The sequence below is a fragment of the Paenibacillus cremeus genome (assembly GCF_007786445.1).
Taxonomy (GTDB): Bacteria; Bacillota; Bacilli; order Paenibacillales; family NBRC-103111; genus Paenibacillus_G; species Paenibacillus_G cremeus.
This window is the reverse complement of sequence record NZ_VNJI01000003.1, coordinates 205,303-230,909: the sequence shown is the minus strand read 5'-3', so window position 1 is coordinate 230,909 and position 25,607 is coordinate 205,303. Positions and strand designations below refer to the sequence as shown.

Below are 25,607 nucleotides of genomic sequence, written 5' to 3'. Positions count from 1 at the left end.
CCTAACCATATACATCACCGTTAAACGGATAGAAGGGCATCACGTTCTATCGCACCTGGCATCTTCTCCATCCATTTATTCTTTATCAAGAGTTCGGCACCGTCATCTGCATATGTTCCTATTTCTGCTGTAAGCCGCAGGTATAAAGCTGCTAAATCCCTCCTAGTGCTTCCTGCAAGAGCTGCTCCATAATTCCCTAAACCTAAGGCTGTAAGGAAGACCGTATGGTAAAGCATAAGCTTATCGGAAAATGGAGCTTCCTTAGAATTGGATATATCTGATTCCCAAGTCATAGGTGCCGGCAATTTGTCATCGCGTAATACTGAGCTGAATACTTCAATGTGTTTAGAGGAAATATCTCTGCCGCGCAAAATATATTCAACAACTTCCTTTGACTTTGCTACTTGAGAAAAACCTAGCATTAATGCTTGACCTACGCTGTTAGTCATTATATTTAAAAAGAGATGTGTTATTTCTGAACTATTAAGGGGTCTACGGTCACCCAATACCCCATTTAACCAGCCTTCTTTTTGTACAAACTCAACAGAATCAGGATACGGAATATAAGGACTTCTAGGAAGTAAACCTTTAGATTGGAGGGTAGTGGTTGCTTTTTCTAGCAGCTCAGCGGCGGTCTTCAAATTATGATTAAAGAATACGCGTATATCTTTTCTTGAGCTGCTTGCTAATACCATTGAATATGCTGTTAAACCAGCAATACCCATATGTCTTAGATAAAGCAGCATAAAACCATCCGAAAATAGTCTTGGGGCGTCAATGTTAACATCCTTATCAGTAAAGGCAAGAGGGATAGGAAACTTTTCATTTCTAAATAGTGAATTTTTAAATTCCATATGTTCCTCGGTCAATCCAAGTGCATACTCAACAATTGGTTTCACTTCCGCGTCTTCAACTTTATTCAAAAAGTATTTGAGCACGCAATTCGCCATACTATCGCCTTGATAACCTGTCCATAAGGGTGTGAGTTCACCAGAAGTTAATCGAATATCGTGTTTACTTTCCATTATTTTTTCATCTCGGTTCATTTATCTTTGGTCTCCTATCAGGGTGATCCAGTTTATTTTAGATTTCCATGATTTTGAACTTATTATGTAATATCTTCTAATGGAATTGTCATAACGCAACGCATGATCAACAAATCATTTGTTGCTTGCCTGCGTTCTCCTGCCCTTTGATTCAATGGCAAAAAAATGCCCCGCAGCAACGGGCTACGAGGCTAAGATTAATATTTAAAAGGGCAACTGGGGGCAGCCGTTCCAGGTGCGGTCTCGATGTCAGTCTTCGTCGATTGCCTGGTAGACCGTGGTCCAGAAGTCATGGATAAGCCGTGCTGAATCCGGGGTGGACATTCCGACCTGGGTGAGCAGGATTCCAGTGAGTTGGTTGTCCGGATCGGCGTAGGTCGAGGTGCCGCTTCCGCCATCCCAGCCGAACTGGCCGATGGACGCGTAGTCGCCGCGATAGGTGCGCACCGCCATCCCCATGCCCCAGCCTCCGTGCTGCCCTTGGCCGAATGATACATGGACGTTGTTGGCGGCCATGGCGTTTCGGGCGGCCTGTTGCTCGTGCGTGAGGCGGTTGGTGGTCATCAGCTCGACGGCGGGTCGGGACAAGATCCGTTCGCTCTTGTGCATCCCGTGATTCAGCAGCATCCGGAAGTAAGCGTGGTAGTCATCAACGGTGGAGACCAGCCCACCGCCGCCGCCTTGAAACGCCGGAGGCTGGCTGTAGCGTCCTCCCCTGGCCTCGTCCCACACAATGAACTCTCCGGTCTGCGAATCGGGGGCGTAAAGGGGCGGCAGCCGGTCGATCTTGTCGACGGGCACGTGGAAACCGGTGTCCTTCATGCCCAGGGAGTCGAAGATGCGTTTGCGCAGGAACGTCTCAAACGACTCGCCCGTGACCCTGGCAACAAGCACGCCGAGTAGATCGTTGCTAATGTGGTACTGCCAGCGCTCTCCGGGGTGGTGCATCAACGGAAGCTTGCCAAGTCGTCGCATCCACTCATCTGGCTCGGGCATCGGCTCCGGTAGATCGGGCGTGAGCCCCTGCTCGAAGATCGCGCCCATGATCGGAGTGCCCAGCGAGGTCATATCCATGCCGAGCCCGAATGTGGAGGTCAGCAGGTCCCGTACGGTGATCGGCCGCCGCGCCGGCATGGTGTCGTCCAGCGGGCCGTCGATCCGCTTCAGCACCCGCCGGTCGGCGAGTTCAGGCAGCCACGTCTCTACCAGGTCATCCAGCCGCAGCCTGCAATCGTCGATCAGGATCATCGCCGCTGCGATTGAAACCGGTTTTGAAGTCGAGGCCATTCGGAAGATCGTGTCCCGGCGCATCGGCGCGCCACCATCATGGCGCATCGTGCCGATCGCTTCGACGTGCGTCTCACCGTATCGGCTGACCAGGGCGACAAGCCCAGGAATCTTCCCTGATTCAACATGCCGTTTCAGCACGTCGCGCAATCTGCATAGTCCTTTTTCGGAGAAGCCGCTGTTGCTTTGTCCCATCATCCTTACCTCCTTTATTCGTTCCAGAAAATGGTAGCAATAGTTGCCGAATATAGCAATATGAGTATAGGCTTAATTGATTGACATGATATGTCGACATACGCGATGTCCCAATATTTTCCCGTATTGCCCCGGTGATCAGCACCCTTTTCATAATTAATCTCCATTTCATATATATTGACCCTCTGCATGAAACGTTTTTGGTAATTTGTTCTATCCCTTGATTGGTCCGTCTGCTTCGCTTAAACCTCATGACAAGAGCGCCTCCCTTGATGGTGTTGGGTTTCAAACCCATGGACAAACCCATCATACAGAGGCGCTCCTTTTTTGACAAAGACCAGAATTGTCGAATTAAATTGTCATATTCCTTCGAAGGGCTACACGATCAGGAGCTTGGGGCGGTTGCTCCAGCCATTGGTTTTTAATCATTATTTTCACCCCGTCATCCGCATATTCAATGACTTCCGTTAACAATTTCATATACTGAACGCCTAAATCTTTTCTTAAGCTGCCCGCAATGGCTCCTCCATAGCTCGATACACTCGTGGCATTTAATGTAGCCACATGGAACATCATTAACTTGTCGGAGAATATTGGGGTAGTCGTATGGGAGATAGTGGAATCCCATACGCTTGGTAAAGGCAGATCATCTTTTAAGAGTATTTCTCTAAAAATGTCCTCATGCTTTTCCGCAATTTCCTTGCCTCTTGTGAAATATTCCTTAACTTCAATCGATTGAGCGATTTGAGAAAATCCCAAAATAAATGTCCGTCCAATCGAATTGGTTTCCAAATTTTTCGAGACATGAGAAAGCTCTACAGCGGTAATTGGTCTGTGGCGACCGAAAACCCCGGATAGAAAGCTCTCTTCCTGTATATACTCGACCTTCTCAGGAACTGGGATAATAGGCGAACGAATGAACACCCCTTTTTGCAAAAGCAAATCAGAAGCAGAATTATATTGAGAAGATAGCGACTCGATAATCTTTGTAAAATACGTTCTTACATCTGTCCTTGCAGATAGCTCAAGTGATACCGCTGCAGCGGCGATTCCTACTGCAGATATATATTTAATATAACGTAATGCAAATAGATCCGAATAGAGACGTGAGACCTCTAGATTTACATCACTCTCATTAAATCCGAACGGAACAGGTGACTTTTCAATCTCAAAAATTTGTTTTGATCCTTCAACGGCAAACTGAATATTATTTAGTGCTGTTTTTATCAAGGCGTCAATACTTTGATCTTCATTATTTTTGTCAAAATGTTTAACGAAACAAAGAACTGCCGTGTTTTGCATATATGCATTCCACAAAACACCCAGTTCTGATGATGTTAGCTTTGGATTATGGTCCATACTCATCGAGCACTCCTTAGCATGTATTAGCTAAGTTTATTTTTCCATTAGGGAGATTTGTTATACAAAATTCTGGAAATCTGATTCCAATGTCGAAAGATTTGTTTTATTTTATATTTCTTACATCTATATTCGTATTAGGAAGGAGGTGTAAGTAATCAAACTGCACTACACATCCATCACCAACTGGACTCTGGGCAACTACACCGACTTTTAAACTATGCATGTTATTCATACCAAAATACCGCACTAATGCCCATTCATTCCCATCAAGCGAATAATGAAAAGCTATACAATTATCATATCGAGATACTCTTAAGAAGGGGTTTGTATTCCCGATATAGTCACCGATACAATCATCCGAAATCTCTTTAGTTACAACACTAATAATGGAAGGTCGACCTCTAAAATCCTCATAGCATAACTTGGCCCAGTTATTCTCGTCTGCCATTACCATAAGGCATCCGGAGTCATTCCGGTCACGGATGTCTACGCTAACCCGTGTGGTTAAAATAAAATTTTCATTTGTTGTCGTATATAGGAATGGAGCAGAATGCTTTCTACTTTCCTGTGTTGGATTATGGAAGAAGTCTGCACGAGGTGGCGCGGTAATCATAAGTGAATGTTGTTCAGAAAATCCCCATTCATGCGGTTCATTAATCCATTTAAGAGAAGCATTTAGACTCTTCCCCACGCAATTATTAAAAAGGCTCATCCCTAACCATCGCCACCTATCCATATAGAATATATAACATAGTGTATATCTAGTGTGATTATATCAGAGGAGAAAACGATTTTGTTCAAATCCTCTTACCCTTTTCGTAAAAACTATGCCCCGCAAAACAACCGTCATGGTTATCTGCGGGGCTCTAATTTTAGATAAGTCCAGCCATCACTAAGCCGTTCTTCACGCCATCTTCATTCACATGCGTCGTAACCTTGTCCGCGAACGGAAGCAGATCCGGATGGGAGTTCCCCATTGCGATACCGAGGCCGACATAGGCTAACATTTCTTTATCATTCAGCCCATCGCCAAAGGCAACCGCCTCTTCCGGTTTCAGGCTAAGCTCCTTCAGCATTGCGGCAATGCCCTGCGCCTTGGAGCCGCCAGCCGGCAGCACATCCATCGCCTTCGTATGCCAGCGAATGAGCGTCAGCTCCTGCACCAGCTCCTCATAGAGGTGCTCTTCGCTTTGCTCACAATGCAGGAACAGCTGAAACACCTCGTTGTTTTTCCAAAAATCTGGGTCAACACCCGGCAAGTTCACCTTCAGAGAGGTAACGGCTTCAGTTATAAAAAAGTGATCCGCTCTGTCTGCATAATATCCGTGCTCCCCCTCGAACACAAGCGAATGACCGTGCTTTGCCGCTAGTGTCACTAGCGCTTCAATGCTCGTTCTATCTATTGCACGTTTATACACAGGCTTGCCACGATAAACGGCATACCCGCCATTCAAGCATACATACGATTCAATCCCAAGCTGCTCGGTCAAATGCTGAATAAAATAAGGGGCTCTCCCTGTCGCAATGACCGGCTCAACGCCGCTTTCTTTTAACCGTTTAACCGCCTCGAGCGTACTCTGAGGTACTTGCTTCTCTTCATTAATCAATGTGCCGTCGATGTCAAAAAACACAATTTTGTATGCCATGTCTCTCTCCCCCATCTGCAGCCGCCCGGCATCACTGCCAGCCGCCGCTTCTCTTATCCTATTAGTAAACAACAAAACGAGGGAATTCGTAAAGCTTTTTACACATCCTCTACGAAGGATTCACCAAACTCAAGCAATATTCGGCAATATCATAGCCAATCTTGGCCAAGCTGTCTTTAATCGCTTCAGGGAGGCCGTTAAATTCCTTATGCGTCTCGTACGTAAAATCACCTTCGTATCCGATCTCAGCAAGCACGGGCAGCAGGGTCGGCCAGTCGACACTCCCGTGGAAGGGGAACATATGCTCATCGGAGCTGCCATAGTTGTCGTTCACATGCATCGCCTTGAGCCTTTTCCCCAACGTACGAAGTGCCGAGCGCTGGTCCTTATACAGGAAGTTGGCGTGGCCGAAGTCCCAGCATGCGCCCACCTTCGGCTCGTTCCACACATCGATCATCGCCGCAAGCTCGGTGGCATGGCTGCAGAACCGCCTCATCGACGTCGGTCGCTCAATCATGTTCTCGAAGGCAATGCCGACATTGTGCTTGACGGCCAGCTCCACGTACGGGGAAAAATGCTCCACATTGTCCTTTATACAAGCGTCAAAATCCAAAGCCGTCTTCGCCCGATCCTCATGCGGATGAACAACCGCCCACTGGACGCCAAGGATGGAGCTGGCCACGATCGAACGCTGCATCATCTCGTTATAAACCTCAAGCTTTTCTGCAGAAGTATTGTTCGGATGCGCAGGCAAGAATACCGGATGGGATTGCGAGAAGGCAATACCGAGCTTCTCCGCTTCATCTCTCAGCTCATGCACAAGCTGCACCCAGTTGTCGTTCACCAGATCGGTCTGACCCGTCAATGCTCGGCAAAAGTTAATGTCCAGCACATCGTACCCTGCCGCTTTGCACCTTCTAATCGATTCCTTATACGGCGTGTAACCGCCGTCCAATCGAAGGCTGAACGTGCCTGTCGTCGTGGATAATCTCACGTAATTTCACCCTTCCCGATAACATCAGAAGTTATAATTTTTGATTGGTAACGACTTCGATAGGATTTTTACTTATTTCTTCTCGATTTGCACCGCTTGGTTGATCTCTTCATCCAGCTCTCTTAACGATACGTTAACATCCTTCGTGCCTTTCAACAGTTCATCGAACTTATTAATCGTAAGAGGCTCGGCGATTTCTCTGTATAAGTAGATCGGATATTTGACCGGCTTGCTCTTGACGATACCGTTAACGTTTTTATTTTTGAGCGAAGGATCGTTCTGCCCGAATACCTTTTGCACAGCGTCGCTCTTCAGCGGGGAAATACGGCCGGCTTTGGATACGTTCATCTGTACCTCGTCCGAGGTCAGCACCTCCATTACCTGGAGCACCTGATCCATATGCTTGGTCGTCGGTACAGCTCCTACCATATACACGGTTGAGTTGCCGTACGTATTAGGCACATCCTTATAGAATGGATGCTGTACGACATCCCACTTCAACCCTTCCTGCTCCGCCTGTTTGAGCTGAGAAAATATGTTGGTTTGATTCAGCATCGCGATCGTACGGTCTTTGGCGAACCCGTTCACGCCGTTCTTATTGGCATCTTTCGACGGCTCATTACCGGGAATCGAATAGATCTGCTTGCCCAATTCAAACACTCGCTTCCAGCCTTCACTGGACGTAATGGCTTTCTCCGTCTTGTGGTCGATGTATTCCAGCCCGAGGGGCTGCCCCATTCGGACGATACTTCCGAGGTCCCATCCGCGATACTGAACGCCGTTATCCAGACGTGTCACCTTCTTGGCAAGCACCAGGGCATCTTCCATCGTCATACCGTCCTTCGGATAAGGAACGCCGAATTTATCGAAGATCTCCTTGTTGTAATACAGGGCATGGAACCCAGCCTCCAGGGGCAGGCCATACAGCTCGCCTTTCTCCGTCGCCGAATATTGGATATCATCCAGATAATTTTGACCGAATCGGCTTAGATCCACTTTATTGTTCTGAAACAGTGTCTTCATATCCATGTTTATTCCGCGATCCTTGAGACCCGGCATGTTACCGTTAAAAGAAATGTAGAGGTCCGGAAGCTCACCGGCTGCGATGAACTGGTCATATTGCTTGAAGGAATTGGCGCTGATTAGCTCTAACGTAATATTCGGATACTTCTTCGTGACCGGCTCGATATACAGCTGCTTAAACTCATCATTAATGGGCAGATGTACGGCAAACTTGAGTGTAACGGGCGACGTGTCTACTACCTTCGCCGGATTCGATGGAGGCTGCTCGCTAGCGCCCTTCTGCTCCGCTGCTTCGTTCGTGCAGCCTGCCGACATCATCATCAAGGATAATGCAATAAATGCAGATCTGATCTTCAATGAGAACCCACCCTTCTCTTCTATAAAATTAGTTTTTTACGATTGCAACCGTAATTGATTTCATCGTACATACAAAAATAGTTATTGAACATACAGCATTTATTCATGTACAATATACTTTATTTCATCAAAAGAGACGGGTGGGGTATATGTGGAAGCGCTAACAACATATTGGGAGCAACAGCTGCTTATGGTTTCTCATACCTACTTCCAGCGTAAAGAATTTTTCGAAGAAAGCGAGGACACTTATCCCGTCTGGGTGCTGTTCGGCTTAGCAGCGGGCAAATTTCGCTTCTGGATCGGTGAGCAGAGCGGGGAAGCCGGCCCCGGGGATTTAATCTTCTGTCCGCCGGGCTGCACGTTCAAGCGCGAGATGCTATCTCCGCTGGAGCTTCATTTTATTTACTTTAACATCGCTGGCAGCCAGCCTTTCATGCCCGCGCTGCAGCTTCCTACTGTTCTTTCGCATCCGCTGGACGGCAAACGTTTAGCTTCCAACTATGCCTATTTACGCAAGCTTCATCTCACGACCGACCCGCGCAGCTTTCATCGGAAGCAAATGATCCTCAACGATCTATGGCAGCTCGCATGTGAGAATTGGGAAGGAGAGCAGCAGCAGCAGGAGCTGTCTAATTTCGCGGATTCGGAGGATTCGCTCATGAACCAGGCGGCGGAGTGGCTATACCGGCATGCCTATACCCCATTCGGAATGAGCGAGCTGTCCCGCTCCCTTGGACTAAGCCCTGTACAGTTGACACGCCGCTTCCGTAAGTCGTTCCGGATGACACCATCGTATTTTGTCAAGGCGCTGCGCATCCGCAAAGGGGCAGGACTGCTGCTCGAGACCAACATGACGCTGGATCAAATCGCCGCCCACTGCGGATACGAGAACGGCTTCTACTTTAGCCGGGTATTCGCTCAGCTCATGAGCGTAAGTCCCTCGAAATTCCGTGAACTGAACCGGGTGTAAGGTAGAGGATCAACTCACTATTGCTCCGGCAGATGCTTGACGCAGTCATACAGCAGGTAGGTCCACTTCCCGTCCTGGCGGGCAACCGTCGTTACGGACGTATTGCGCAGATCATGGCCCGTCGACTCGTCCTGCATTAGCTCCTTCAAGGTTTGGCCCAGAAAATAGCCGTGCGTGACAACGAGCACCTTCTTGCCTGCGAACTTCGACGCAATCTCTTCAATAAAGTGGATCCCCCGGGCACGCATCGACTCATGCGTTTCTATACCCAAATCCAGCTCTCTCCAATGCTCGCCCCACCGTTCGATTCTTTCGGCTTCAATCGTATTGGCGATCTTGCCTGTGTCCCTCTCGCGCAGTCGTTCATCGAACAAATCAACGGCCTTCCCCGTGGCAGCAGAAATAAACTCGGCGGTTTCGTGCGCCCGTACTAAATCACTGGAAATAAATACGTCCCACGGCTCCTCGGCGAGCCGCTTCGCTACTAGCGCAGCCTGCGCTCTCCCCCGTTCATTCAGCGGATTGGAAGTGTGTCCCTGAGCTCGTTTCTCCACATTGTGATCGGTATTGCCGTGTCTGACGAACGTAATCGTAGCCATCTCATCTCTTCTCCCTTTGTAGACTCTAAGAGTCCGGTGACTACGAACCGCTGCTAGAACGAATCGCTGCTCACCGGACTATTATTGCTGCCTAAGCTGCTGCCTTGTTATCCGTTTTCTTCTCTATCAGCCGCTTGAATAACAGAAGATACCGATACCGTTTCGCCCTTTTTCGGAAAATAGGCTTTCACGCCCCGCGTATTTTGCGACTCTGGAAAACGGCTGTGCAAGGTAATTACCGCTTTAGGTGCAATCTTTTCAATCATATCAGATAGCGCCTCGGGATGTGCGTGTCCCCCGTTGCACAAGGTATGACCCGTAATGCCGAATTTATTCAAATACTTTGCCACATCGGCATGATCCAGCTTCACGCTGTAATCCGATTGGATGTAATGCGACTGTCCCTGAATATCACCCAGCAGCTCCAATTCAATCATCTGCGCAAGATCGGGGAATTTGAAGAAGTAGACGTACTCGCCCTTCCGTTCCGCAAGCTCCTCTAAGGAGATGGGTTCATAAGGCACCGACAGGCCTGCCGTCATTGTGGCATCGACGACTTGAATAGTCGCAGCATGTGCAGGATGGCCTTCGAGAATACGCAAGCCTTCCCGGTTGGCAGCATGCCAGATGGCGGCATGAGAAGCTTCCATGGCGATCTTTTTCCCCTTCTGAACCGCAATAGCAATCATGTTCGCCATTCGTTCAAGATCCCGAGGGGACATCTGCAGGTACACCAATCCCTCTGCTTCGCAAACAATGTCTGAGTAACGGGAGAGCAGCTCATTCTCCGTCATCTGGTAGGTAACCGTCGACGGATCAGCGGTCAGGCGAGTTCCTTCGGTGATCAGCAGGTCTATCTTCTTATCGTGGCATAGCTGAATAAACCGGTCGATCCGTTCCGGATGCTTCCCTTGGCGGCGCCAATCCCCTGTATAGGCGATTCTATGCACGCCGTCGTCAATAATAATGCCCGCGACACCAGTCGCATTGTGATCCATCTCCACAATCTGCATCGTGAATGCTCCGAAATGGATGACGCTCAAATCATCGCAGGCGTTAATTCGAGCCTTAGTATCGGGGCAATGTCCACCCGCTACCATTCCCCGGAATAACGAATGGGAGTCGAAGCTCATATACACAGGCAAGTCCGGGTGAGCATACGGAAGTACAGCCATATGATCGGTATGCATATGTCCGATAAACAGACTAATACGCTCGTATTGCGGAAATTCCCGTTCACCCCAGACCTGCCGTACCTTGGCTACATTCAGTCCCTGGATGTGCTCTGGATCATACAGCTCGAGCAGCGGAGCGGTCATGCCGCCGAGCAGAAACTGGCGCAGCTCACGCCCAGGCGTAGCGCCCACCGGCTCGTACAGCGTCAGCTGCTTAGGGAACAGCAGGCTGCTGTGCTCGACACCGAAGTCGAATAAAACCGCCTGCCCTTCTTTGCCGTAGAAGACCTGTACGCCCCCGGATTTGCCTACGCCTCCAAAGAATGTCAATTGCCCTCCCTGCAAAACGATCTCCTCCTTATTGTCCTGATGCCTTGAGTAAGAATGGAACCTTCTAACTTTTCGCTACCGTAGGAACAACGTCCTCCATGGAGATGATGGCTCCATAATGACGCAATTTTTGTCTAATCAGCTGTACGTCAACCTCTTCAGGCGCAATATGCTGTTGAGCGGCTATGGCTGCCCCAATGCCCACGCCCTCTCCAACCGACATACATGTCGGCATCACTCGCGAGGAACCGAACACAACCGGGTCCACACTGATGCAGCGTCCGCTTAGCATAAGCCCCTTCACATCTTTAGAAATCGTAGCTCCGTAGGTGATGCCATAAGGCCCGGCAAGTGACTTAATCAGCGTGGAGTCGCCCGTACCGCTATGGATATCAATGATATAAGAACCGAGCGCGATCGTGTCCTCAGGAATGACCCCGTTCACTGCCGCATCTTCTCTGATCATCTGTAAGCCTTTAATCCGGCGTGTCTCACGAATACCCAAGAACGGTGCAATGGAGGATAAGTAAATATTCTCAAAGCCCGGGATATGCTCTTTGAGCATATTAATTAGAGGGAGAATTTGAAGGTTCGACTCAATCTCGCCTCGGCTCAGCTCTTCAATCTTCGTGCCGTCGAAATTCAAGATACGAATACAATTTAAAGCAATATACCCTTCTCTTGGCAAATTAATATAAATGATCGTATCGCGGTCAATCGGGCACTTGCCTTCCTGCCGGAGCTTGGAGATCGTATTCTTCAAGCCGACGAACACATGATTCTCACTCGCACGCAAAAATTCAGCCGTATACCCCGGTCGAATCTTCATCGAGGATCCATGCTTCAATTCCTGCGGATGCGCTTCCAGATGATCCATGAACTTCTCCAGATTGAAGCCTCCGACCGTAAACATCAACGTTGGCGGCTGCGTCTCTCCATTGGCATATTGCCCCTTCTCAAATTCCGCACCGGCCATGTAGGCCACATCCCCGTCGCCCGTCGCATCAATGAAGACGTCGGCGAAGATTTCAATTTCTTTTCCCTTGCCCTTGAGAATGACGGATTTCAGCTCTCCGTTCACAACCGTGGTGCCAATGATTTCACAGTGTAATAATGGGCGTACCCCGTATTGCTTTATTTTCTCGAACACTACGATTTTCATTAAATTGGGGTCAATGACCGTCGTTGAATTATGCAGCGGGCATTCTCTATGACCGAATGACCCTCCTAATTCAATCAAGCGATCCACCAGCTCCTGAGGCAGACCTCTGGTAACCTGACGCCCTTGGGCGTCCAAGAATGCGAGTAAGGGCAAGCCGATGGTCATATTCCCGCCTAAAAAGCCTTGACGATCGACCAGGATGGTCTCTGCGCCTTCCCGTGCGGCCGCAAGGGCTGCACCTACGCCCCCGGCGCCTCCGCCAAGCACCAGCACCTGCGTATTAATGATTTGTCTTGTTGAATTATGTTCCATACTAGACCTTCTTTCTGTTCAATTTATAAGTGTATAAGCAAGAAATGAACTAACTCGTGCAAGATTGATCATTCTTTTACATTATACGAAGCGAACTAAGGCCTGAACATGCAATATTACTTCATGAGGGATGTACTTTGTTTCAACCAAAGGTCGAACAAAGTAGAAAACCAATCCATCATAAAGCTATTAATATCTGATCGTTGAAAACTAATAAATTCTGATATTACAAAAAAAAAATCGGGCTCTCCCACTAACTCGGAGTGCCCGATATTTAATCAAGAAGGTAGAATCACAGCAGAATCAAGAAAGCGTACGCAGCGCTTCCGGGGTAAAAGGCTTCAGCTCGTCCAGCCGGCCCTCCCGGACCTTAGCCGCCCATGCCGGATCAACCAGCAGCGCTCGGCCGACTGCAACCAGATCAAACTCTTGATTGTTAAGTTTCTCGGTCAAGGTATCCACGTTCGCCGTACCTGCGCTCTCCCCTCTAAACGAAGATATAAACTCATTATCCAGACCTACAGAGCCCACAGTGATTGTCGGTTTGCCTGTTAATTTTTTTACCCAGCCTGCGAAATTCAGATCGGAACCGGTGAACTCCGGTACCCAGAAGCGGCGGGTCGAGCAGTGAAATACGTCAACTCCCGCTTCTACAAGCGGAGCAAGAAATTGGGCCAGCTCATCCGGATTGGCTGCCAATTTCGCCTCGTAATCACTTGATTTCCATTGCGATATCCGCAGTAGGATTGGGAAATCGGGTCCCACGGCGCGACGGCAAGCGGCAATAATTTCAGCCGCAAAACGGGTTCTTTTCACAAGATCTCCGCCATAGCTGTCGGTGCGCTGGTTCGTTTTCTCCCAAAAAAACTGATCGATCAAATAGCCGTGAGCGCCATGAAGCTCAATTCCGTCAAAACCGATCCGTTTGGCATCCGTCGCCGCTTGTGCGTACGCGGCAATGACGGAATCGATCCTTTCCTGGCTCATTGGCTCATTGACTTTTTCCCCGGTCGCAAGATCCAAGCCTGAAGGTCCGATCGGCAGCTCCTCCGGGTTCGGAACCACTCCAACCTTACGGTCGGTTCCGATATGCCACAACTGCGGCATAATCAGCCCGCCGGCTGCATGTACTTCCGAGACTACGCGAGCCCACCCCTTCAGCGCTTCCTCCCCATGGAAATTCGGAATATTCGGATTATTGGTGGCAGCCGGATCGTTGATCAGGGTGCCCTCCGTAATAATAAGCCCTACACCGTTCTCGGCACGGCGACGGTAATAAGCAGCCACATCAGGACCCGGCACTCCTCCGGGAGAGAAGGCTCTTGTCATTGGAGCCATGACGACGCGGTTCTTTAGCTTCAACGTACCAAGCTTGAAGGACTCGAATAAAGGTCCTAGCTTGGAGGCAGACTGGGTTTTTTGACTATTCATTTAAGCATTACCTCCATTATGAATAAATTCTGCTATCATAAAGCCTCGCCACTCAATCTGCAATATAATTTATTACAGTTTCCGAATTTACTATACCATATTATTTGCAATAGCACTACTTTTTACATACCTGTCGGAAGTGAGATAAAGTTCTAGTCACACCATCTGGAACTAAAAAAGCTGGTGATCCACTATATATTGTAGTGAATCACCAGCGCTTTATTTTGAAAAAGACTTTGTCAACAATCCCATTTTCGCGGTCACGGTCGCTCAAGGACGAACGTCTCGCCGATCATCGCGTAGTCATTGCCGGCGAGTCGGCTCACCGGCTTTAGCTTGGCAGCATCGATATGCTTTCGGGAATCGATGATCCCCTCCGCGATGTGGAACTGCACGACTCGGCCGATTAACAGATCGGCCGCCGGCGCATCCGTGGTGCCACCCAGTGGGATCGCTTGTTCCAGCAGGCATTCCATGCGGATGGACGCTTCAGCGATCCCGGGAACGGCGACGACGCGGCTGGGTACTGATGTCAACCCAGCTAGCGCCACCTCGCTCTCCTCTGGAGGGAGCGGCGCGGCGGCGGTATTGATAGCTCTGATGTAGGACTCATCGGAGATGTGCACGACGAACTCCCCTGTCGTGACCGCGTTGAACGAGGTGTCCTTGCGGACACCTTGTTTACGCTGAACCGACACCGCGACCATGGGCGGATCCGCGGTGACAATGGTGAAGTAGCTATACGGAGCCGCATTCAGCACTCCAGTTGCCGATAACGTCGTCACGAATGCAATCGGCCTTGGAATAATGCTGCCGGTCAGCAGCTTATAATTGTCACGCTCGCTTTGCGAAGACGGATCTATCGCGATCATCGACATAACACATCATCCTCCTTTCAAAGTCTTGTACCTTACTGCAAACTGTCTTTCATCCATTCGGCAGCAGCAATAACTTCCGAACGCGTCAGTTGATGGCCGCCAGCCTCCCAGTGGACGTGGACATTTGCACCTGCCGTGCTGAGCAATTCCTCCAGCTCGACGGTTTCCTCCGGTGAGCAGATCGGATCGTTACGCCCAGCGCCGATAAAGACCGGCACATCCGTCAGATCCGGCAGCGCAATGCCGCGCCGCGGAACCATCGGATGGAGCAAAATCGCCCCACGCAGCGCATCTGGGTAATGGAACAATAAGCTGCCGGCGATATTCGCACCGTTGGAGTAACCAACCGCCACTAGATTGCGACGGTCAAACCCATTCTCGACCGCAGCTTGGTCGAGAAAATTGTAGAGCTCGGTCGTACGGAAGATGAGGTCCTCCTCATCGAAGATCCCCTCTGCCAGCCTGCGAAAAAATCGCGGCATACCGTTCTCCAGCACATTCCCTCTTATGCTGAGCACCGAGGATGCAGGAGAGATCGCTTGGGCAAGCGGGAGGAGATCCATCTCCGTCCCACCTGTGCCATGAAATAGTACTAGAACTGGTGCTGCAGGGTCCGATCCTTGTTGAAAAATATGTCTCATTGTGCATCCTCCTTCAATACTCGCACAGCAATCGGAGTCAGATTGCGTTCAATTTGTTCACGGTGTTCTTCAAACCATGCTGGCAGCATGATTTTTTCACCCAGTACTTCCGGCGCTTCGTCGCGAGCGAAACCTGGAGGATCTGTCGCGATCTCGAATAGGATACCACCTTCTTCGCGGAAATAGATCGCATTGAAGTATTGACGGTCTACGATCGGCGTTGGATGGTAGCCTTGACTCTCAACATGACTTCTCCAAAGCGCATGCTCAGCGTCGTCTTTTGCCCGCCATGCGATGTGGTGAACTGTGCCTGCACCGCCGGCGCCATACGCCATCGGCGTCACGTTAATATCGATCACGTTGCCGATATCACCATAAGATCTGAACCGGGCGTAGGCATCTTCTTGCCCGATTTTTTGCAGCCCCATCACGTGTTCAATGAGATGAGCCGTTTTGTCCGGTGCTGTACTGTAGAGCACTGCACCGCCGAAGCCTTTGATTGCGTGTTCGATCGGAACCCCGCCAAAAGCCCATTGGCTTGGCGCACCGCCAGCGCGCTCCACGATCTCCAGCTGCAAACCGTCCCGGTCCGAGAACTGCAGGTAGGTTTCGCCGAAGCGTTCCGTTTTCTCGAATACAACGCTAAATTTGTTCAGGCGCTCTTCCCAGAAGCCAAGACTGCCAACCGGCACGGCATAGGTTGTGATACCGACTTGGCCGCCGGCGATGCATCCTCTACGGGAGTTCGTCCATGGAAAAAATGTTATAATTGTGCCAGGGCCTCCGCTTTCATTTCCAAAATATAGATGGTACACTTCCGGCGCATCGAAGTTAATTGTTTTTTTCACCAAACGAAGTCCAAGAATTCCTGAATAAAAATCTACTGTGCCTTGCGGACTTTGTACAAATGCGGTGATATGGTGGATCCCTGCGGTTTGTTGTTGTGTCATTACCGAACAACTCCTTTAATTTTAGATTCTTAATTTTAAGATATATTAGTAAAAAAAGCGATCTTACCGTATACCGAATTTCACCTTGTTGGAGGTTAAGAAGGATCTACTTGAACCCTTCCTGCGCAAATTTGCCCAACTTCTTAAGAAGCGCACTCGCGACCCTCTGTTCATCATGCGTTAATCCCGCGACGGCCTGCTCGATGATCTTCGTGTGACTTGGGAATACATCTTCAATAAATCGCTTACCTTGCTCCGTAATTTCGGCAAAAATGAGTCTACGGTCTTCCGCCGAAGTGTTGCGGACCACATAGTCTTTCTTCACCAATTTATCGACCACGTAAGTAATGTTCCCTGAACTCATCAGCACCTTGCTGCCAATTTGTTGTATCGGCTGCGGGCCCTTATGGTAAAGAAGCTCGAGAACACCGAATTCGGTGCGATTCAGACCGTGCCTCCGAATATCGCGGTCGCCGTGAGCGTTCACCCACTCGCTTGCCCTAGACAGTGCGATGTACAAATCCAGTGCAATATTTTTATCGGAATTAATGACATCGCTCATTATCTTCACCTCACAAGTTGTTGTGTTTTCGTTTTGTTTTAATCTTAAATTTAAGATACTCTATTTTGAGATAATAGTCAACACACAATTTTTTTTGGGGAAAAGCGGACGGAAATCACCTTACCCGCACCCCGGTATCATCTTCCCTCTCTGCATTGCTTGGTGAATATTTTTCCTTTTTAGCTTGCATAATATGTGTAAAGTTTTAACAAGGCGGTATCGTAAAAATGTAAAATATACATGCAGCTTTAAAAGAAGCTTCAAAGTCGGATGATTTTATTCAGTCCGCCATGACCATCCATCATACACTTATTCATTTTTCCTATTACAATTCCGTTGTAAATCATGAAATGATTCATCGTGATCTATTAACCATGATTCAGCTTTCTAAAGTTGAAATTCATGATTTGAATACTTTAAAAAATTTGATTTCTATTGATGGAATCAAATTGTCGTCAAACCTGGATGAGATCTCGCTTAGTTTGATTAAGGGCTTTATCTATGTTCAATTGGACTCCAATCTAAATGAAGGCTTATTAGTTAATGTTGCTGATATGGAAAAGGGCTATCGATCAAATAACTTATCCGAGAACGAGTTCAGCGTGATCGGTCCGCAAGTAGCTTTCGTCGAGGATCTCGATACCAATCTGAATTTACTGCGAAAGGAAATGATATCGGACAAGCTGGTATTTGAGGAACAAATCAAAGGCTCTCTATCTAAAACAAGAGTCGTTATTGTATATCTCGACGGGATCACCAATCCGCAGCATCTAAACACCGTAAGACAAAGACTCATGGATTTGGACTTTGACGTGATCTTTGATAGTTCTACACTATCCCAGATTATCGCAGACAACGGCAATACACCTTTCCCTTTATATATGTCAACTGAACGTGTGGATCGGGTTAAATTTAGCCTTCTGAGCGGGCATGTGGCTATTTTAAGCAGCGGGTCTCCTTATGCAATATCAGGTCCCACCACCTTGTTTGATTTCTTCTACTCGCCGGAGGACTTTTATTTGCCATGGGTTCTGGGTTCATTTGTTAGAATCATACGTTATGTAGGGGTCGTATTTTCCGTCTTTGCTTCATCCATTTATGTTTCGGTCATGACTTTTCATCATTCCATTGTTCCACAATCACTATTAGGTCCGATTATCGAATCCAGAGCGAATGTGCCCTTCCAGCCTTTTTTGGAAGTACTCCTTATGGAGATAACGGTTGAGCTGTTACGTGAAGCTGGTGCCAGACTGCCGTCAAAAGTCGGTCAAACGCTAGGGATCGTGGGCGGTGTCGTAATCGGGCAAGCAGCGGTTCAAGCCGGTTTGACGAGCACTATCTTAATTATTATTGTTTCGCTTTCCGCGTTGGCTTCCTTTACAACGCCGATTTTCAAAATGGCAAACACGATACGATTTCTCAGATTTCCGATCATCGGATTATCGGCCTTATGGGGCGGTTTAGGTATTACGATCGGCATCTTGTTTCTATTGGGTCATCTGCTGCGTTTGAAATCTTTTGGTATGCCTTACATCGTTCCTGTATTCCCTTTTCGGTACAAAGGTTTTAGAGAAGCCATACGCCTCAATTATAGCCAAACTTGGGTTAGACCTCCTTATTTACGCCCGCTCTTTGCTAGAAGATATACGGTTCAAAAGCACAAAGATATCGGAGACGATCTCAATAATGAATAAATTTCTTCGTCGCAAAGGAATCAGCATCATGAAAATGGTTGTATCATTTCTTCTCGCAAGCCTCCTTTTATCCGGATGTGTAAAAAATGAAATTATCGATCGGATAAAAATTTTGCAAAGCCTCGGTATAGACATCCAAGGAGATACAATTAAGTCCAGCGGCTCTTACGCTTCATATGAGAAGAATGAGCGATCGCAGTTATTAACCGGTGAAGCACAATCATTTAACGGGGCAGTGCATTCCCTTAATGCTAAATCGGATGAGCTAGTTGTAATCGGACAATTGAGGACATTTGTCATTAGTGAAAAGTATGCAAGAAAAAGCATTCAAGAGCTTGCCAGCAATCTTCTTCGAGGTCCTCTAGTCAGCAATCGTGCTTATGTTATCATAACGAAACAAGAGATAAGCTCGATTTTGTCCGAAACCGTAAAAAATCCTCCTTTCTATTTATCGGATCTAATCAAACAGAACATGGTGAACGCGAATACACCATTGTCCAATACCCATCTGTTGCTTGATCAATATTATGGAGAGGGTCAAGATATGTATTTACCAGTATTGGATAAAGACGAAAACGGTGTTCTTCACATGGATGGCGTCGGTGTATTCAAGGAAGATAAGTTACATTTATTTCTATCCGATAAAGAAGCATTATTCCTAAAAATTCTCAAAGACATATCGAAAACGATGACCGGCACCTATGAGTTTATGACGAAACAAAAGGAACTCATTAATTTGAAAATATTACATGGAAAACATAACATCATGCTTGAGCAGAAAGACACCGCAGTCATTTCCTTAAAACTAGCTATCGATCTTAAAGATCTTCCGAAAACAAAAAGTTCAATGGACAAGGGCGATTTACTTGAGATTAAGCAACAAATCGAACAGCATTTCGCAAGCGAAATTCGTGCATTGTTGAAAAAATTCCAAATGAACGCAGTAGATCCCATTGGCTTTGGTGAGATCTATAGAAGCAAGGATAGAAATTGGAACGAGCGGGAATTTAAGACTAAAACATACCCAAACATCAAGTTCGAAGTAAAACCGGAGATCATTATTTCGCAATCGGGAGTTGGCATTGGTGCAGAAAAGCGTTAAGGAGAATTACTTGATTTCAGGATTTTTAGTGTTTTTCTTACTCAACGCATCTCAAACTGGCTTTGGAGCAATAGCTGCTGAAAATAGAATTTTTAAAGACGCGGGTAATGATGCTTGGATCTCGGTTCTTATCATGGGTTTAAGTCTACATTTGATTATTTGGATGATTTTTAAGATGCTGGGCAATCCCACCAAAGATGTCATTGACCTGCATCAAATGCTCTTCGGACGTTTCTTGGGCAATGCTGTTTCGCTGCTTATGATCGGGTATTACTTCGTTTCAGCTCTGTATGTTTTCAGAATTTACATTGATGTTTTGCAGGTATGGATATTTCCGAGCATTACAACTTGGGAATTTACAGTCGTACTTCTTTGCTTAATCTATTATCTCGTATCCGGAGGCTTTAGGGTTTTAACTGGACTTGCTTTTTTCGCTGTTGGAACCTCTGTGTTAGTATATCTCCTCATTTATTACCCGATTAGATTTGGACATATTTCTCATCTGACGCCGATTAATAATCATTCCGTTGGTGATTTGCTCAAAGCATCTAAAGTTTCTTATGGCCTATTTATTGGATTTGAAGCGCTGCTCGTTTACTTCCCTTTCATAAAATCAGCTGAAAAAAATGCAAAATGGGCTCACTTAGGCTTGCTGCTCAATACGCTTCAATTCACTGCAAGCATCGTTAGCACCCTGATGTATTTTAGTCAAGGTCTGCTAATAAACACGCTTTATCCCGCCATAGTGGTTACCAAGATTATTGAGTTCCAATTCTTAGAGAGATTCGAGTATATATTTATTTTTAGTTGGCTTATCATTATTATTCCGTCGCTTTGCCTCTCCATCTGGAGTTGTATAAGAATAATAAAAAGAGTAACGCATCTCAAACCACGTATCTCGTTGGCTTTGATTCTGCTGACTTTCTTCATTGTAGTCGTTCAATTCAACGATCGTGTAAAGTTCAATGAGTTAAGCTCATTCGTTGCCGAAATTGGATTTTATTTCGTGTTCGCCTATATCCCACTGCTGTTTATTCTTTACTTGATCCGCAGTATGAAAAAAGCTAAGTTGAATACAGCTTGATTGGAGCTGACCAGCTTTAATTTAAGCATATCCGCAGCTGCCGTATTATCCCTTTCCATAGCAGGTCAAAGTCTGGCAGCAACCTCAACCTTCACTGATTTGGAGCAGGTTGCGGCCAAAGATAAAATTATTTCTCTTCAATCGCAAGGTCTCGTATGATTTATAACGCTCTCAAGTACATCCGCCCTGCATGAGTCAGTCTCCGGCATCGGATTCATTCGGCGATACTCCAAGGGATGGAAGCAGCCAACCGTTGATACCAGCCGGTGGTCCAACGGGTCAAGCTAAAGCCGATTCCATAGTATATGAGAACACCCAATATGGCTTTCGTTTCACTCCTAACAGCTGGAAGGATTATACGATTGTAGATGACAAGTGGGAGGGGCTTTCAATAGCTGATTCGTCAAGCGAGCACGTGGTGGAAAGTGGTCCGATTATTTTAGTTATGAAAAGATTCAATACCTGTTATTTCAAATTTCGATAGCGACCATTAGAAAAAAAGTGGATCGTCGGCTATGCGGCCGCCATGATCCACTTTTAATTAACGTCATATACCCGTAAATCGAATCTCTCTTCATACTGCCTTAATAAATATAGGGTTGCTAATCGCTCTGATCTCCCTGTCTTTTTCTACAGTTACCACGATCCATTTAACTTGATCCACTGCAATGCTCGGAAGCTGCAAACTATAATCATAGACAGGCTCCGCGCTTTGAGCCTCGCTTTCTGTGTCCACAAGTCGATTCGTAAGCGGAATGTATGTTTTTTGCTCGCCATTCGTGTACAAGCACAGTCTCTCCAGTGGTACGTTGGACAAAAGCGTAACATCAGCGGTAAGAAACGTCTTTTCGGTCACAAGTGTTTCCCCAGGGCCTTTGCCGTCCAAAGATACGCGAAGCAGCGGGCCGCTTGTTAAATAGCTATGCCCTTTGCGTAGCGCGTCCAAAATGGACTCCACCGTCAATGCCTGCTTTACTTGGATATACGTTTGCACGCAACCGCTTCCTAAGCGATTTTCTGCCCATTCCTCCATAATAGGCGTTGTTTCTTGAAGCACCTCTATGAGATAGCGAAGGACATCCTGTCGCTCAGCTGGAAGAGAGTCAACTAAATCACTGCCATGAGCGATCATCCATGAAAATTTTTCAAGTAGTCCGTGGAAGTCATCTACCCATATATTATGGGTATCACTACCACTAGTAGCGGCAACAAAACGCCCTTCTTCAAGCAGAGACATCCAGAATTGAAAGGCGTCATAGTTAGGCGTACCTGGGATCATCGGGTTGGAGCCATTCCATACTTCAATCGTATCAAATATTTCTACCATATCCGTAAACTTCGGATCCAACGAAATCGCAGGATTCCTGTCACGTGGATGGTTGATCTGCGGAAGCCCACCGCATGCTCTAATCTCATCCGTAGTCCGAATATGCTCTTGCCGCAAATATAGTTCTGTTCGCTCTTCCTGTTTCGGTATTTTGTAAATCACGTCTGTATGTACACCTAATGATAGTACATGTCCATTGGTAGTAGATATCTCTTTAGAAACAATGGGTAAAAACGTGTCGGTAGCCGTAGCGAGCCAATCTTGATGATTTTTAATATTGTGATGATCGCTTAACGCGCCATAAGCAAGTCCTGCGGCTTGCATAGAAAATGCCACTTGTTGAGGCGACTCAATGACGTCATCCGTACCGCCGTGCAGTGGACTTGAGTAGACGCTGTGATGATGTAGATCTCCAGCATACCAGCCTTCTCCACTCCAATCCGCCATTTGCGGAATGCAGATTTGACAAGCCAGCTCCCCATTAGCGGGAATGATAATTTCCTGCTTCACAATCTTGTAAGCTGGGCCTTTGGAAACTTCGAGCATATAACGACCGTTATTTCCGTTGTTTAAAGGAAGGGGCAAAGTAACAGTCCCATCCGGCAAGGTATATTCACGGATAAAATCGATTCTATTGTTTGCCTGAGAGATGGTTTCCATCGTTTCGAAAGTGAGCATCGGAAACAGCTTTACTTGTGCGATCATTCCGTTACCATTTGTATCAGTTATGGTCAACTTAAGCGTCCCTTGAGCTTGCGGAGTAGTCTCTGGTTGAAACACGAATCCTCTGTTAGTTAGCTCCTCTTCCAAAAACTGAAGGGCTTCTAACAGAGCTGGCGGCGAATAACGTGGCAAGCCATTTTCGTTTGGCATAATGCTGCTGGCTGCTTGCAAATACTTTTTCATGACCATATGATTATGTCCTCCTGTGTATCGGTTGGTTACATTCAAGTCTTAATTCAATCCTTTGCTAAATATATAATAGTCGAAGTTAATTGCTATATAATAATAAATAAATTATATAAATCTACAATATTATTGTTTATTCGACTTTTGGTCTTGCGAATATGAGATTCCAAAAAAAAAACCGCCTGATGAACGGCGGCAGCGTCGGATACAGCATGTCGAAGGCGATAAACAGGACAGGTTTCCACACGTCATCAGGACAAACGATTTCGTCCACAAGCGAATGGAAGGTCCTCTCCTCCATTCAAATTCCCCTCACCGCAGATTCAAATGCCGCAACTTATCAGGATTACGTATAAGATAAATCTGCTGAACTCTGTTATCTCTAAATGCCAGGCTAACGACGGTCGGAAAAGGTTCGGATGAACTGCTTAACACAAAACCTAGCTGTCCATTCACCTTTACAAGGCGAACGGCACCTGAGCTGTCGCCTTTGGATGCAAGGCCTTGAATGAATGCGAGGACACGCCGGCTCGATGTAATAGGTTTAATCGCCGCCATGACTTTACCACCTCCATCGCTGTAGAGCACGATATCCTCTGAGAGCATCGCGAGCAGCCCTTCCATATCGCCGGTAGCCGTGGCGTGTAGGAAACGCAGGACGAGTTGATCAGACTGGGAGTTCGGAGTGAGCTCAGTGGGCGGCATATCTTGGATTTTTCGTTTGAGGCGACTGTAAATCTTGCGGCATCCGATTTCCGTTTTGTTTAGGAAGTCGGCAATATCGCAGTAGTCGTATTCGAAGGCTTCTCGAAGAATGAATAACGCACGTTCGATCGGGGTTAGCCGATCGAGCAGGACGAGGAAGGCATAAGATATGGTATCCTCTAGCATGATCGTTTGGAGCGGGTCTTGACCTTCGGCGGAGGCTGCACCTGAAGCGACCGCATATTCTTGAACGAGAGGCTCCGGCAGCCAGGGGCCGACATATACTTCTCTTTTTTTTCGCGAGGACTTCAAGTAATCGAGACATCGATTTGTAACGATTTTACATAGATACGCTTTAAGGTTGCGGACGCTCCCGCCCTCCTTGTGGATGTTTTGCTGCTGTACCGTAATAAATAGGTCTTGCACTATATCTTCGGCATGCGTAATTGAACCTAGCATACGGTAGGCGATGGAAAGAAGAAGCGGTCTGTACGCTCGGTATACGGAATCAAGCTCCACGATGTATCCCTTCCTTATCTTGATCACTACCAGCTATTATACCTCGAGCGGCCTCTTTCGCGCTCGCCAACGATGCGTTAACCAGCATCCCCTCACTTCCGACCCAATCGCCGGCAACATACAGACCGGGCCTGCCTTCAACCGCAGACCCGGGTCTGCCCGAGAGTCCGCCGCTATTGGCGGTGACGACGCCATGTGAGACGAGCATACGCGGCAGGAAACGCTCTTCAATGACATGCTTGCGCCACCCTGGCTGAATGAAGTCGAGAAAACCATTGAGCTCACGCTCGTCTTGTTGGGCGTCCGAGCCTTTGGGATCTGACAAATACTTCATGACGTGGACGACATGGTGACCTGGATGATCAGATAACGACGCTGCTGCGGAATGGTTGGAGTAGTACCATGGATAATCGGCGCCTAATACAAATTTTGTATGTGGTTGAGGCATACCTAATACGACGAGATCAAGACACACCGCGTGTACAGGAATAAGCTGTTTATATACAGCGGCTTCTTCAGGAGTAAGGGAGGGATTGAGGAGAGCCAGCGTATCAGTAGGTCCAGCAGTGGACAGTACGTGACTAGTGGTGAGTTGCATTCCGTCCTTTAGTGTGACTGTCATTTCGGGGTAGCTGCCGGCAATCTCTCGGACTGGCGCGCTCATGCGGATCGACACGCCCGCCAGCAGCGCTTGTTCATTCAGCGCACTCACAAGAGTTTGCCAACCTCCGTCCACGTACATAACCTGGCCATGCTTAAGCTGGTCTATTACAGCGCCCGCGCTGAGCTGCTCGGGGGCGTCACAGTAAGTGGATACGCGAACGAACGCAAGCACGACACTGCGCACTCTCGGACTGCTGATTTGGGATTCCAAGTAATCCTGCAAACTAACCCTGTGTAGGGTGGAAGTGTCTGCGTTGCGAAAACGACTGTAGAAGCGAAGCAATTGGGTCTTCTCATGCCACTTCAAGAACGACCCGAGCAAAAGCTGCGCGAACGGCACTGCCTTCTTACCACCGCCCGCTTCCTCAAACACGAAAGTGCCTAGCGGCTTCGGTGCCGCTCCGGAAGGTATAACGCCCACCTCCCGCAAAATGGGAAGTGCGCTTTTATAGAGAGCATGAGCTCCCAAGTTTACTTGCGCGGATGCGATCTCGGTCGAAGCAGCCCTGCCTCCGGCATGCGATCCTTTATCGAGTATCAGTACAGTCATGCCTGCTTTTGCCAAAAAAATTGAGGCTGTTAATCCAGCGATACCTGCTCCAATAATGGCAACATCCCATTTCGGCTCATTGTGATTCTGCTTCATGTATATCATTCCTTTTCGGTTTAATGCATACATGACGA

Annotated in this window: 22 protein-coding genes; 4 read left to right on the top strand and 18 right to left on the bottom strand. The window is 47.5% G+C overall.

Annotated features, from left to right (window positions below):
• Positions 1-20 precede the first annotated feature (20 nt).
• The 7 genes from FPZ49_RS04145 to FPZ49_RS04115 all read right to left on the bottom strand — a co-directional run bounded on the left by FPZ49_RS04145 (position 21) and on the right by FPZ49_RS04115 (position 7,910).
• Positions 21-1,046 carry a DUF3231 family protein gene (locus FPZ49_RS04145; RefSeq protein WP_261381230.1) on the bottom strand — a complete coding sequence of 342 codons (1,026 nt, stop codon included), beginning with the start codon at positions 1,044-1,046 and terminating at the stop codon, positions 21-23.
• A 249-nt stretch (positions 1,047-1,295) separates the two neighbouring features.
• On the bottom strand, positions 1,296-2,528 hold the full coding sequence (locus FPZ49_RS04140) for a serine hydrolase domain-containing protein (RefSeq protein ID WP_144843667.1): 1,233 nt from the start codon (positions 2,526-2,528) through the stop codon (positions 1,296-1,298).
• Between the two features lie 351 nt (positions 2,529-2,879).
• Positions 2,880-3,887 (bottom strand): DUF3231 family protein, encoded by a 1,008-nt coding sequence (locus FPZ49_RS04135; RefSeq protein ID WP_144843604.1) that lies wholly within the window; start codon positions 3,885-3,887, stop codon positions 2,880-2,882.
• A gap of 106 nt (positions 3,888-3,993) precedes the next feature.
• Positions 3,994-4,602 (bottom strand): DUF1349 domain-containing protein, encoded by a 609-nt coding sequence (locus tag FPZ49_RS04130; RefSeq protein ID WP_144843601.1) that lies wholly within the window; start codon positions 4,600-4,602, stop codon positions 3,994-3,996.
• 160 nt (positions 4,603-4,762) lie between these two features.
• On the bottom strand, positions 4,763-5,536 hold the full coding sequence (locus FPZ49_RS04125; RefSeq protein WP_144843597.1) for a Cof-type HAD-IIB family hydrolase: 774 nt from the start codon (positions 5,534-5,536) through the stop codon (positions 4,763-4,765).
• Positions 5,537-5,645: 109 nt separating this feature from the next.
• Positions 5,646-6,530, bottom strand: a complete 885-nt coding sequence (locus FPZ49_RS04120) for a sugar phosphate isomerase/epimerase family protein (RefSeq protein ID WP_144843593.1) — start codon at positions 6,528-6,530, stop codon at positions 5,646-5,648.
• Between the two features lie 72 nt (positions 6,531-6,602).
• Positions 6,603-7,910, bottom strand: a complete 1,308-nt coding sequence (locus FPZ49_RS04115; RefSeq protein ID WP_144843590.1) for an ABC transporter substrate-binding protein — start codon at positions 7,908-7,910, stop codon at positions 6,603-6,605.
• Between the two features lie 151 nt (positions 7,911-8,061).
• Between FPZ49_RS04115 and FPZ49_RS04110 the strand changes: the two genes are divergently transcribed.
• Entirely contained in the window at positions 8,062-8,880 is an 819-nt protein-coding gene (locus FPZ49_RS04110) for a helix-turn-helix domain-containing protein (protein WP_144843587.1), read from the top strand.
• 17 nt (positions 8,881-8,897) lie between these two features.
• Here the strand turns inward: FPZ49_RS04110 and FPZ49_RS04105 are convergent, their stop codons facing one another.
• The 8 genes from FPZ49_RS04105 to FPZ49_RS04070 form a co-directional block, all read right to left on the bottom strand.
• Positions 8,898-9,479 (bottom strand): histidine phosphatase family protein, encoded by a 582-nt coding sequence (locus tag FPZ49_RS04105; RefSeq protein WP_144843584.1) that lies wholly within the window; start codon positions 9,477-9,479, stop codon positions 8,898-8,900.
• Between the two features lie 107 nt (positions 9,480-9,586).
• Positions 9,587-10,999 carry a hypothetical protein gene (locus tag FPZ49_RS04100; protein ID WP_144843581.1) on the bottom strand — a complete coding sequence of 471 codons (1,413 nt, stop codon included), beginning with the start codon at positions 10,997-10,999 and terminating at the stop codon, positions 9,587-9,589.
• 49 nt (positions 11,000-11,048) lie between these two features.
• Positions 11,049-12,458 (bottom strand): FAD-dependent oxidoreductase, encoded by a 1,410-nt coding sequence (locus tag FPZ49_RS04095; protein WP_144843578.1) that lies wholly within the window; start codon positions 12,456-12,458, stop codon positions 11,049-11,051.
• A 303-nt stretch (positions 12,459-12,761) separates the two neighbouring features.
• Positions 12,762-13,889, bottom strand: a complete 1,128-nt coding sequence (locus FPZ49_RS04090; RefSeq protein ID WP_144843575.1) for an NADH:flavin oxidoreductase — start codon at positions 13,887-13,889, stop codon at positions 12,762-12,764.
• A gap of 260 nt (positions 13,890-14,149) precedes the next feature.
• Complete coding sequence (locus FPZ49_RS04085) at positions 14,150-14,761, bottom strand: flavin reductase family protein (protein WP_144843664.1); 612 nt, start codon at positions 14,759-14,761, stop codon at positions 14,150-14,152.
• Positions 14,762-14,799: 38 nt separating this feature from the next.
• Positions 14,800-15,408: an alpha/beta hydrolase gene (locus FPZ49_RS04080; protein ID WP_144843572.1), complete on the bottom strand. Its 609-nt coding sequence runs from the start codon at positions 15,406-15,408 to the stop codon at positions 14,800-14,802.
• Complete coding sequence (locus FPZ49_RS04075) at positions 15,405-16,358, bottom strand: ring-cleaving dioxygenase (RefSeq protein ID WP_144843569.1); 954 nt, start codon at positions 16,356-16,358, stop codon at positions 15,405-15,407. The genes FPZ49_RS04080 and FPZ49_RS04075 overlap by 4 nt, the downstream gene beginning before the upstream one ends.
• A 106-nt stretch (positions 16,359-16,464) precedes the next feature.
• Positions 16,465-16,920: a MarR family winged helix-turn-helix transcriptional regulator gene (locus FPZ49_RS04070; protein ID WP_144843566.1), complete on the bottom strand. Its 456-nt coding sequence runs from the start codon at positions 16,918-16,920 to the stop codon at positions 16,465-16,467.
• Positions 16,921-17,156: 236 nt separating this feature from the next.
• Between FPZ49_RS04070 and FPZ49_RS04065 the strand changes: the two genes are divergently transcribed.
• From FPZ49_RS04065 to FPZ49_RS04055, 3 genes are read left to right on the top strand one after another with little or no spacing between them, the layout of a single operon-like run.
• Positions 17,157-18,614, top strand: coding sequence for a spore germination protein (locus FPZ49_RS04065; protein ID WP_261381236.1), 1,458 nt, complete (start codon positions 17,157-17,159; stop codon positions 18,612-18,614).
• On the top strand, positions 18,607-19,716 hold the full coding sequence (locus FPZ49_RS04060) for a Ger(x)C family spore germination protein (RefSeq protein ID WP_144843561.1): 1,110 nt from the start codon (positions 18,607-18,609) through the stop codon (positions 19,714-19,716). Before FPZ49_RS04065 ends, FPZ49_RS04060 begins: the two co-directional genes overlap by 8 nt.
• Positions 19,700-20,800 carry a GerAB/ArcD/ProY family transporter gene (locus FPZ49_RS04055; RefSeq protein WP_186445602.1) on the top strand — a complete coding sequence of 367 codons (1,101 nt, stop codon included), beginning with the start codon at positions 19,700-19,702 and terminating at the stop codon, positions 20,798-20,800. The genes FPZ49_RS04060 and FPZ49_RS04055 overlap by 17 nt, the downstream gene beginning before the upstream one ends.
• Before the next feature lie 574 nt (positions 20,801-21,374).
• Here FPZ49_RS04055 and FPZ49_RS04050 read toward each other — a convergent pair.
• From FPZ49_RS04050 to FPZ49_RS04040, 3 genes are all read right to left on the bottom strand, one after another.
• Complete coding sequence (locus tag FPZ49_RS04050) at positions 21,375-23,039, bottom strand: CehA/McbA family metallohydrolase (RefSeq protein WP_144843555.1); 1,665 nt, start codon at positions 23,037-23,039, stop codon at positions 21,375-21,377.
• A gap of 309 nt (positions 23,040-23,348) precedes the next feature.
• Positions 23,349-24,260 (bottom strand): RNA polymerase sigma-70 factor, encoded by a 912-nt coding sequence (locus FPZ49_RS04045; protein WP_144843552.1) that lies wholly within the window; start codon positions 24,258-24,260, stop codon positions 23,349-23,351.
• Positions 24,250-25,569, bottom strand: coding sequence for a phytoene desaturase family protein (locus tag FPZ49_RS04040; RefSeq protein WP_222429862.1), 1,320 nt, complete (start codon positions 25,567-25,569; stop codon positions 24,250-24,252). Before FPZ49_RS04040 ends, FPZ49_RS04045 begins: the two co-directional genes overlap by 11 nt.
• Between the last annotated feature and the right edge of the window lie 38 nt (positions 25,570-25,607).

What these genes read in the sequence shown, in the direction of transcription:
- FPZ49_RS04040 (WP_222429862.1), bottom strand. Translation starts at nt 25,569, where the DNA reads ATGAAGCAGAATCACAATGAGCCGAAATGGGATGTTGCCATTATTGGA.
- FPZ49_RS04140 (WP_144843667.1), bottom strand. Translation starts at nt 2,528, where the DNA reads ATGGGACAAAGCAACAGCGGCTTCTCCGAAAAAGGACTATGCAGATTG.
- FPZ49_RS04080 (WP_144843572.1), bottom strand. Translation starts at nt 15,408, where the DNA reads ATGAGACATATTTTTCAACAAGGATCGGACCCTGCAGCACCAGTTCTA.
- FPZ49_RS04125 (WP_144843597.1), bottom strand. Translation starts at nt 5,536, where the DNA reads ATGGCATACAAAATTGTGTTTTTTGACATCGACGGCACATTGATTAAT.
- FPZ49_RS04130 (WP_144843601.1), bottom strand. Translation starts at nt 4,602, where the DNA reads ATGAGCCTTTTTAATAATTGCGTGGGGAAGAGTCTAAATGCTTCTCTT.
- FPZ49_RS04105 (WP_144843584.1), bottom strand. Translation starts at nt 9,479, where the DNA reads ATGGCTACGATTACGTTCGTCAGACACGGCAATACCGATCACAATGTG.
- FPZ49_RS04095 (WP_144843578.1), bottom strand. Translation starts at nt 12,458, where the DNA reads ATGGAACATAATTCAACAAGACAAATCATTAATACGCAGGTGCTGGTG.
- FPZ49_RS04085 (WP_144843664.1), bottom strand. Translation starts at nt 14,761, where the DNA reads ATGATCGCGATAGATCCGTCTTCGCAAAGCGAGCGTGACAATTATAAG.
- FPZ49_RS04075 (WP_144843569.1), bottom strand. Translation starts at nt 16,358, where the DNA reads ATGACACAACAACAAACCGCAGGGATCCACCATATCACCGCATTTGTA.
- FPZ49_RS04050 (WP_144843555.1), bottom strand. Translation starts at nt 23,039, where the DNA reads ATGGTCATGAAAAAGTATTTGCAAGCAGCCAGCAGCATTATGCCAAAC.
- FPZ49_RS04090 (WP_144843575.1), bottom strand. Translation starts at nt 13,889, where the DNA reads ATGAATAGTCAAAAAACCCAGTCTGCCTCCAAGCTAGGACCTTTATTC.
- FPZ49_RS04060 (WP_144843561.1), top strand. Translation starts at nt 18,607, where the DNA reads ATGAATAAATTTCTTCGTCGCAAAGGAATCAGCATCATGAAAATGGTT.
- FPZ49_RS04135 (WP_144843604.1), bottom strand. Translation starts at nt 3,887, where the DNA reads ATGGACCATAATCCAAAGCTAACATCATCAGAACTGGGTGTTTTGTGG.
- FPZ49_RS04145 (WP_261381230.1), bottom strand. Translation starts at nt 1,046, where the DNA reads ATGAACCGAGATGAAAAAATAATGGAAAGTAAACACGATATTCGATTA.
- FPZ49_RS04070 (WP_144843566.1), bottom strand. Translation starts at nt 16,920, where the DNA reads ATGAGCGATGTCATTAATTCCGATAAAAATATTGCACTGGATTTGTAC.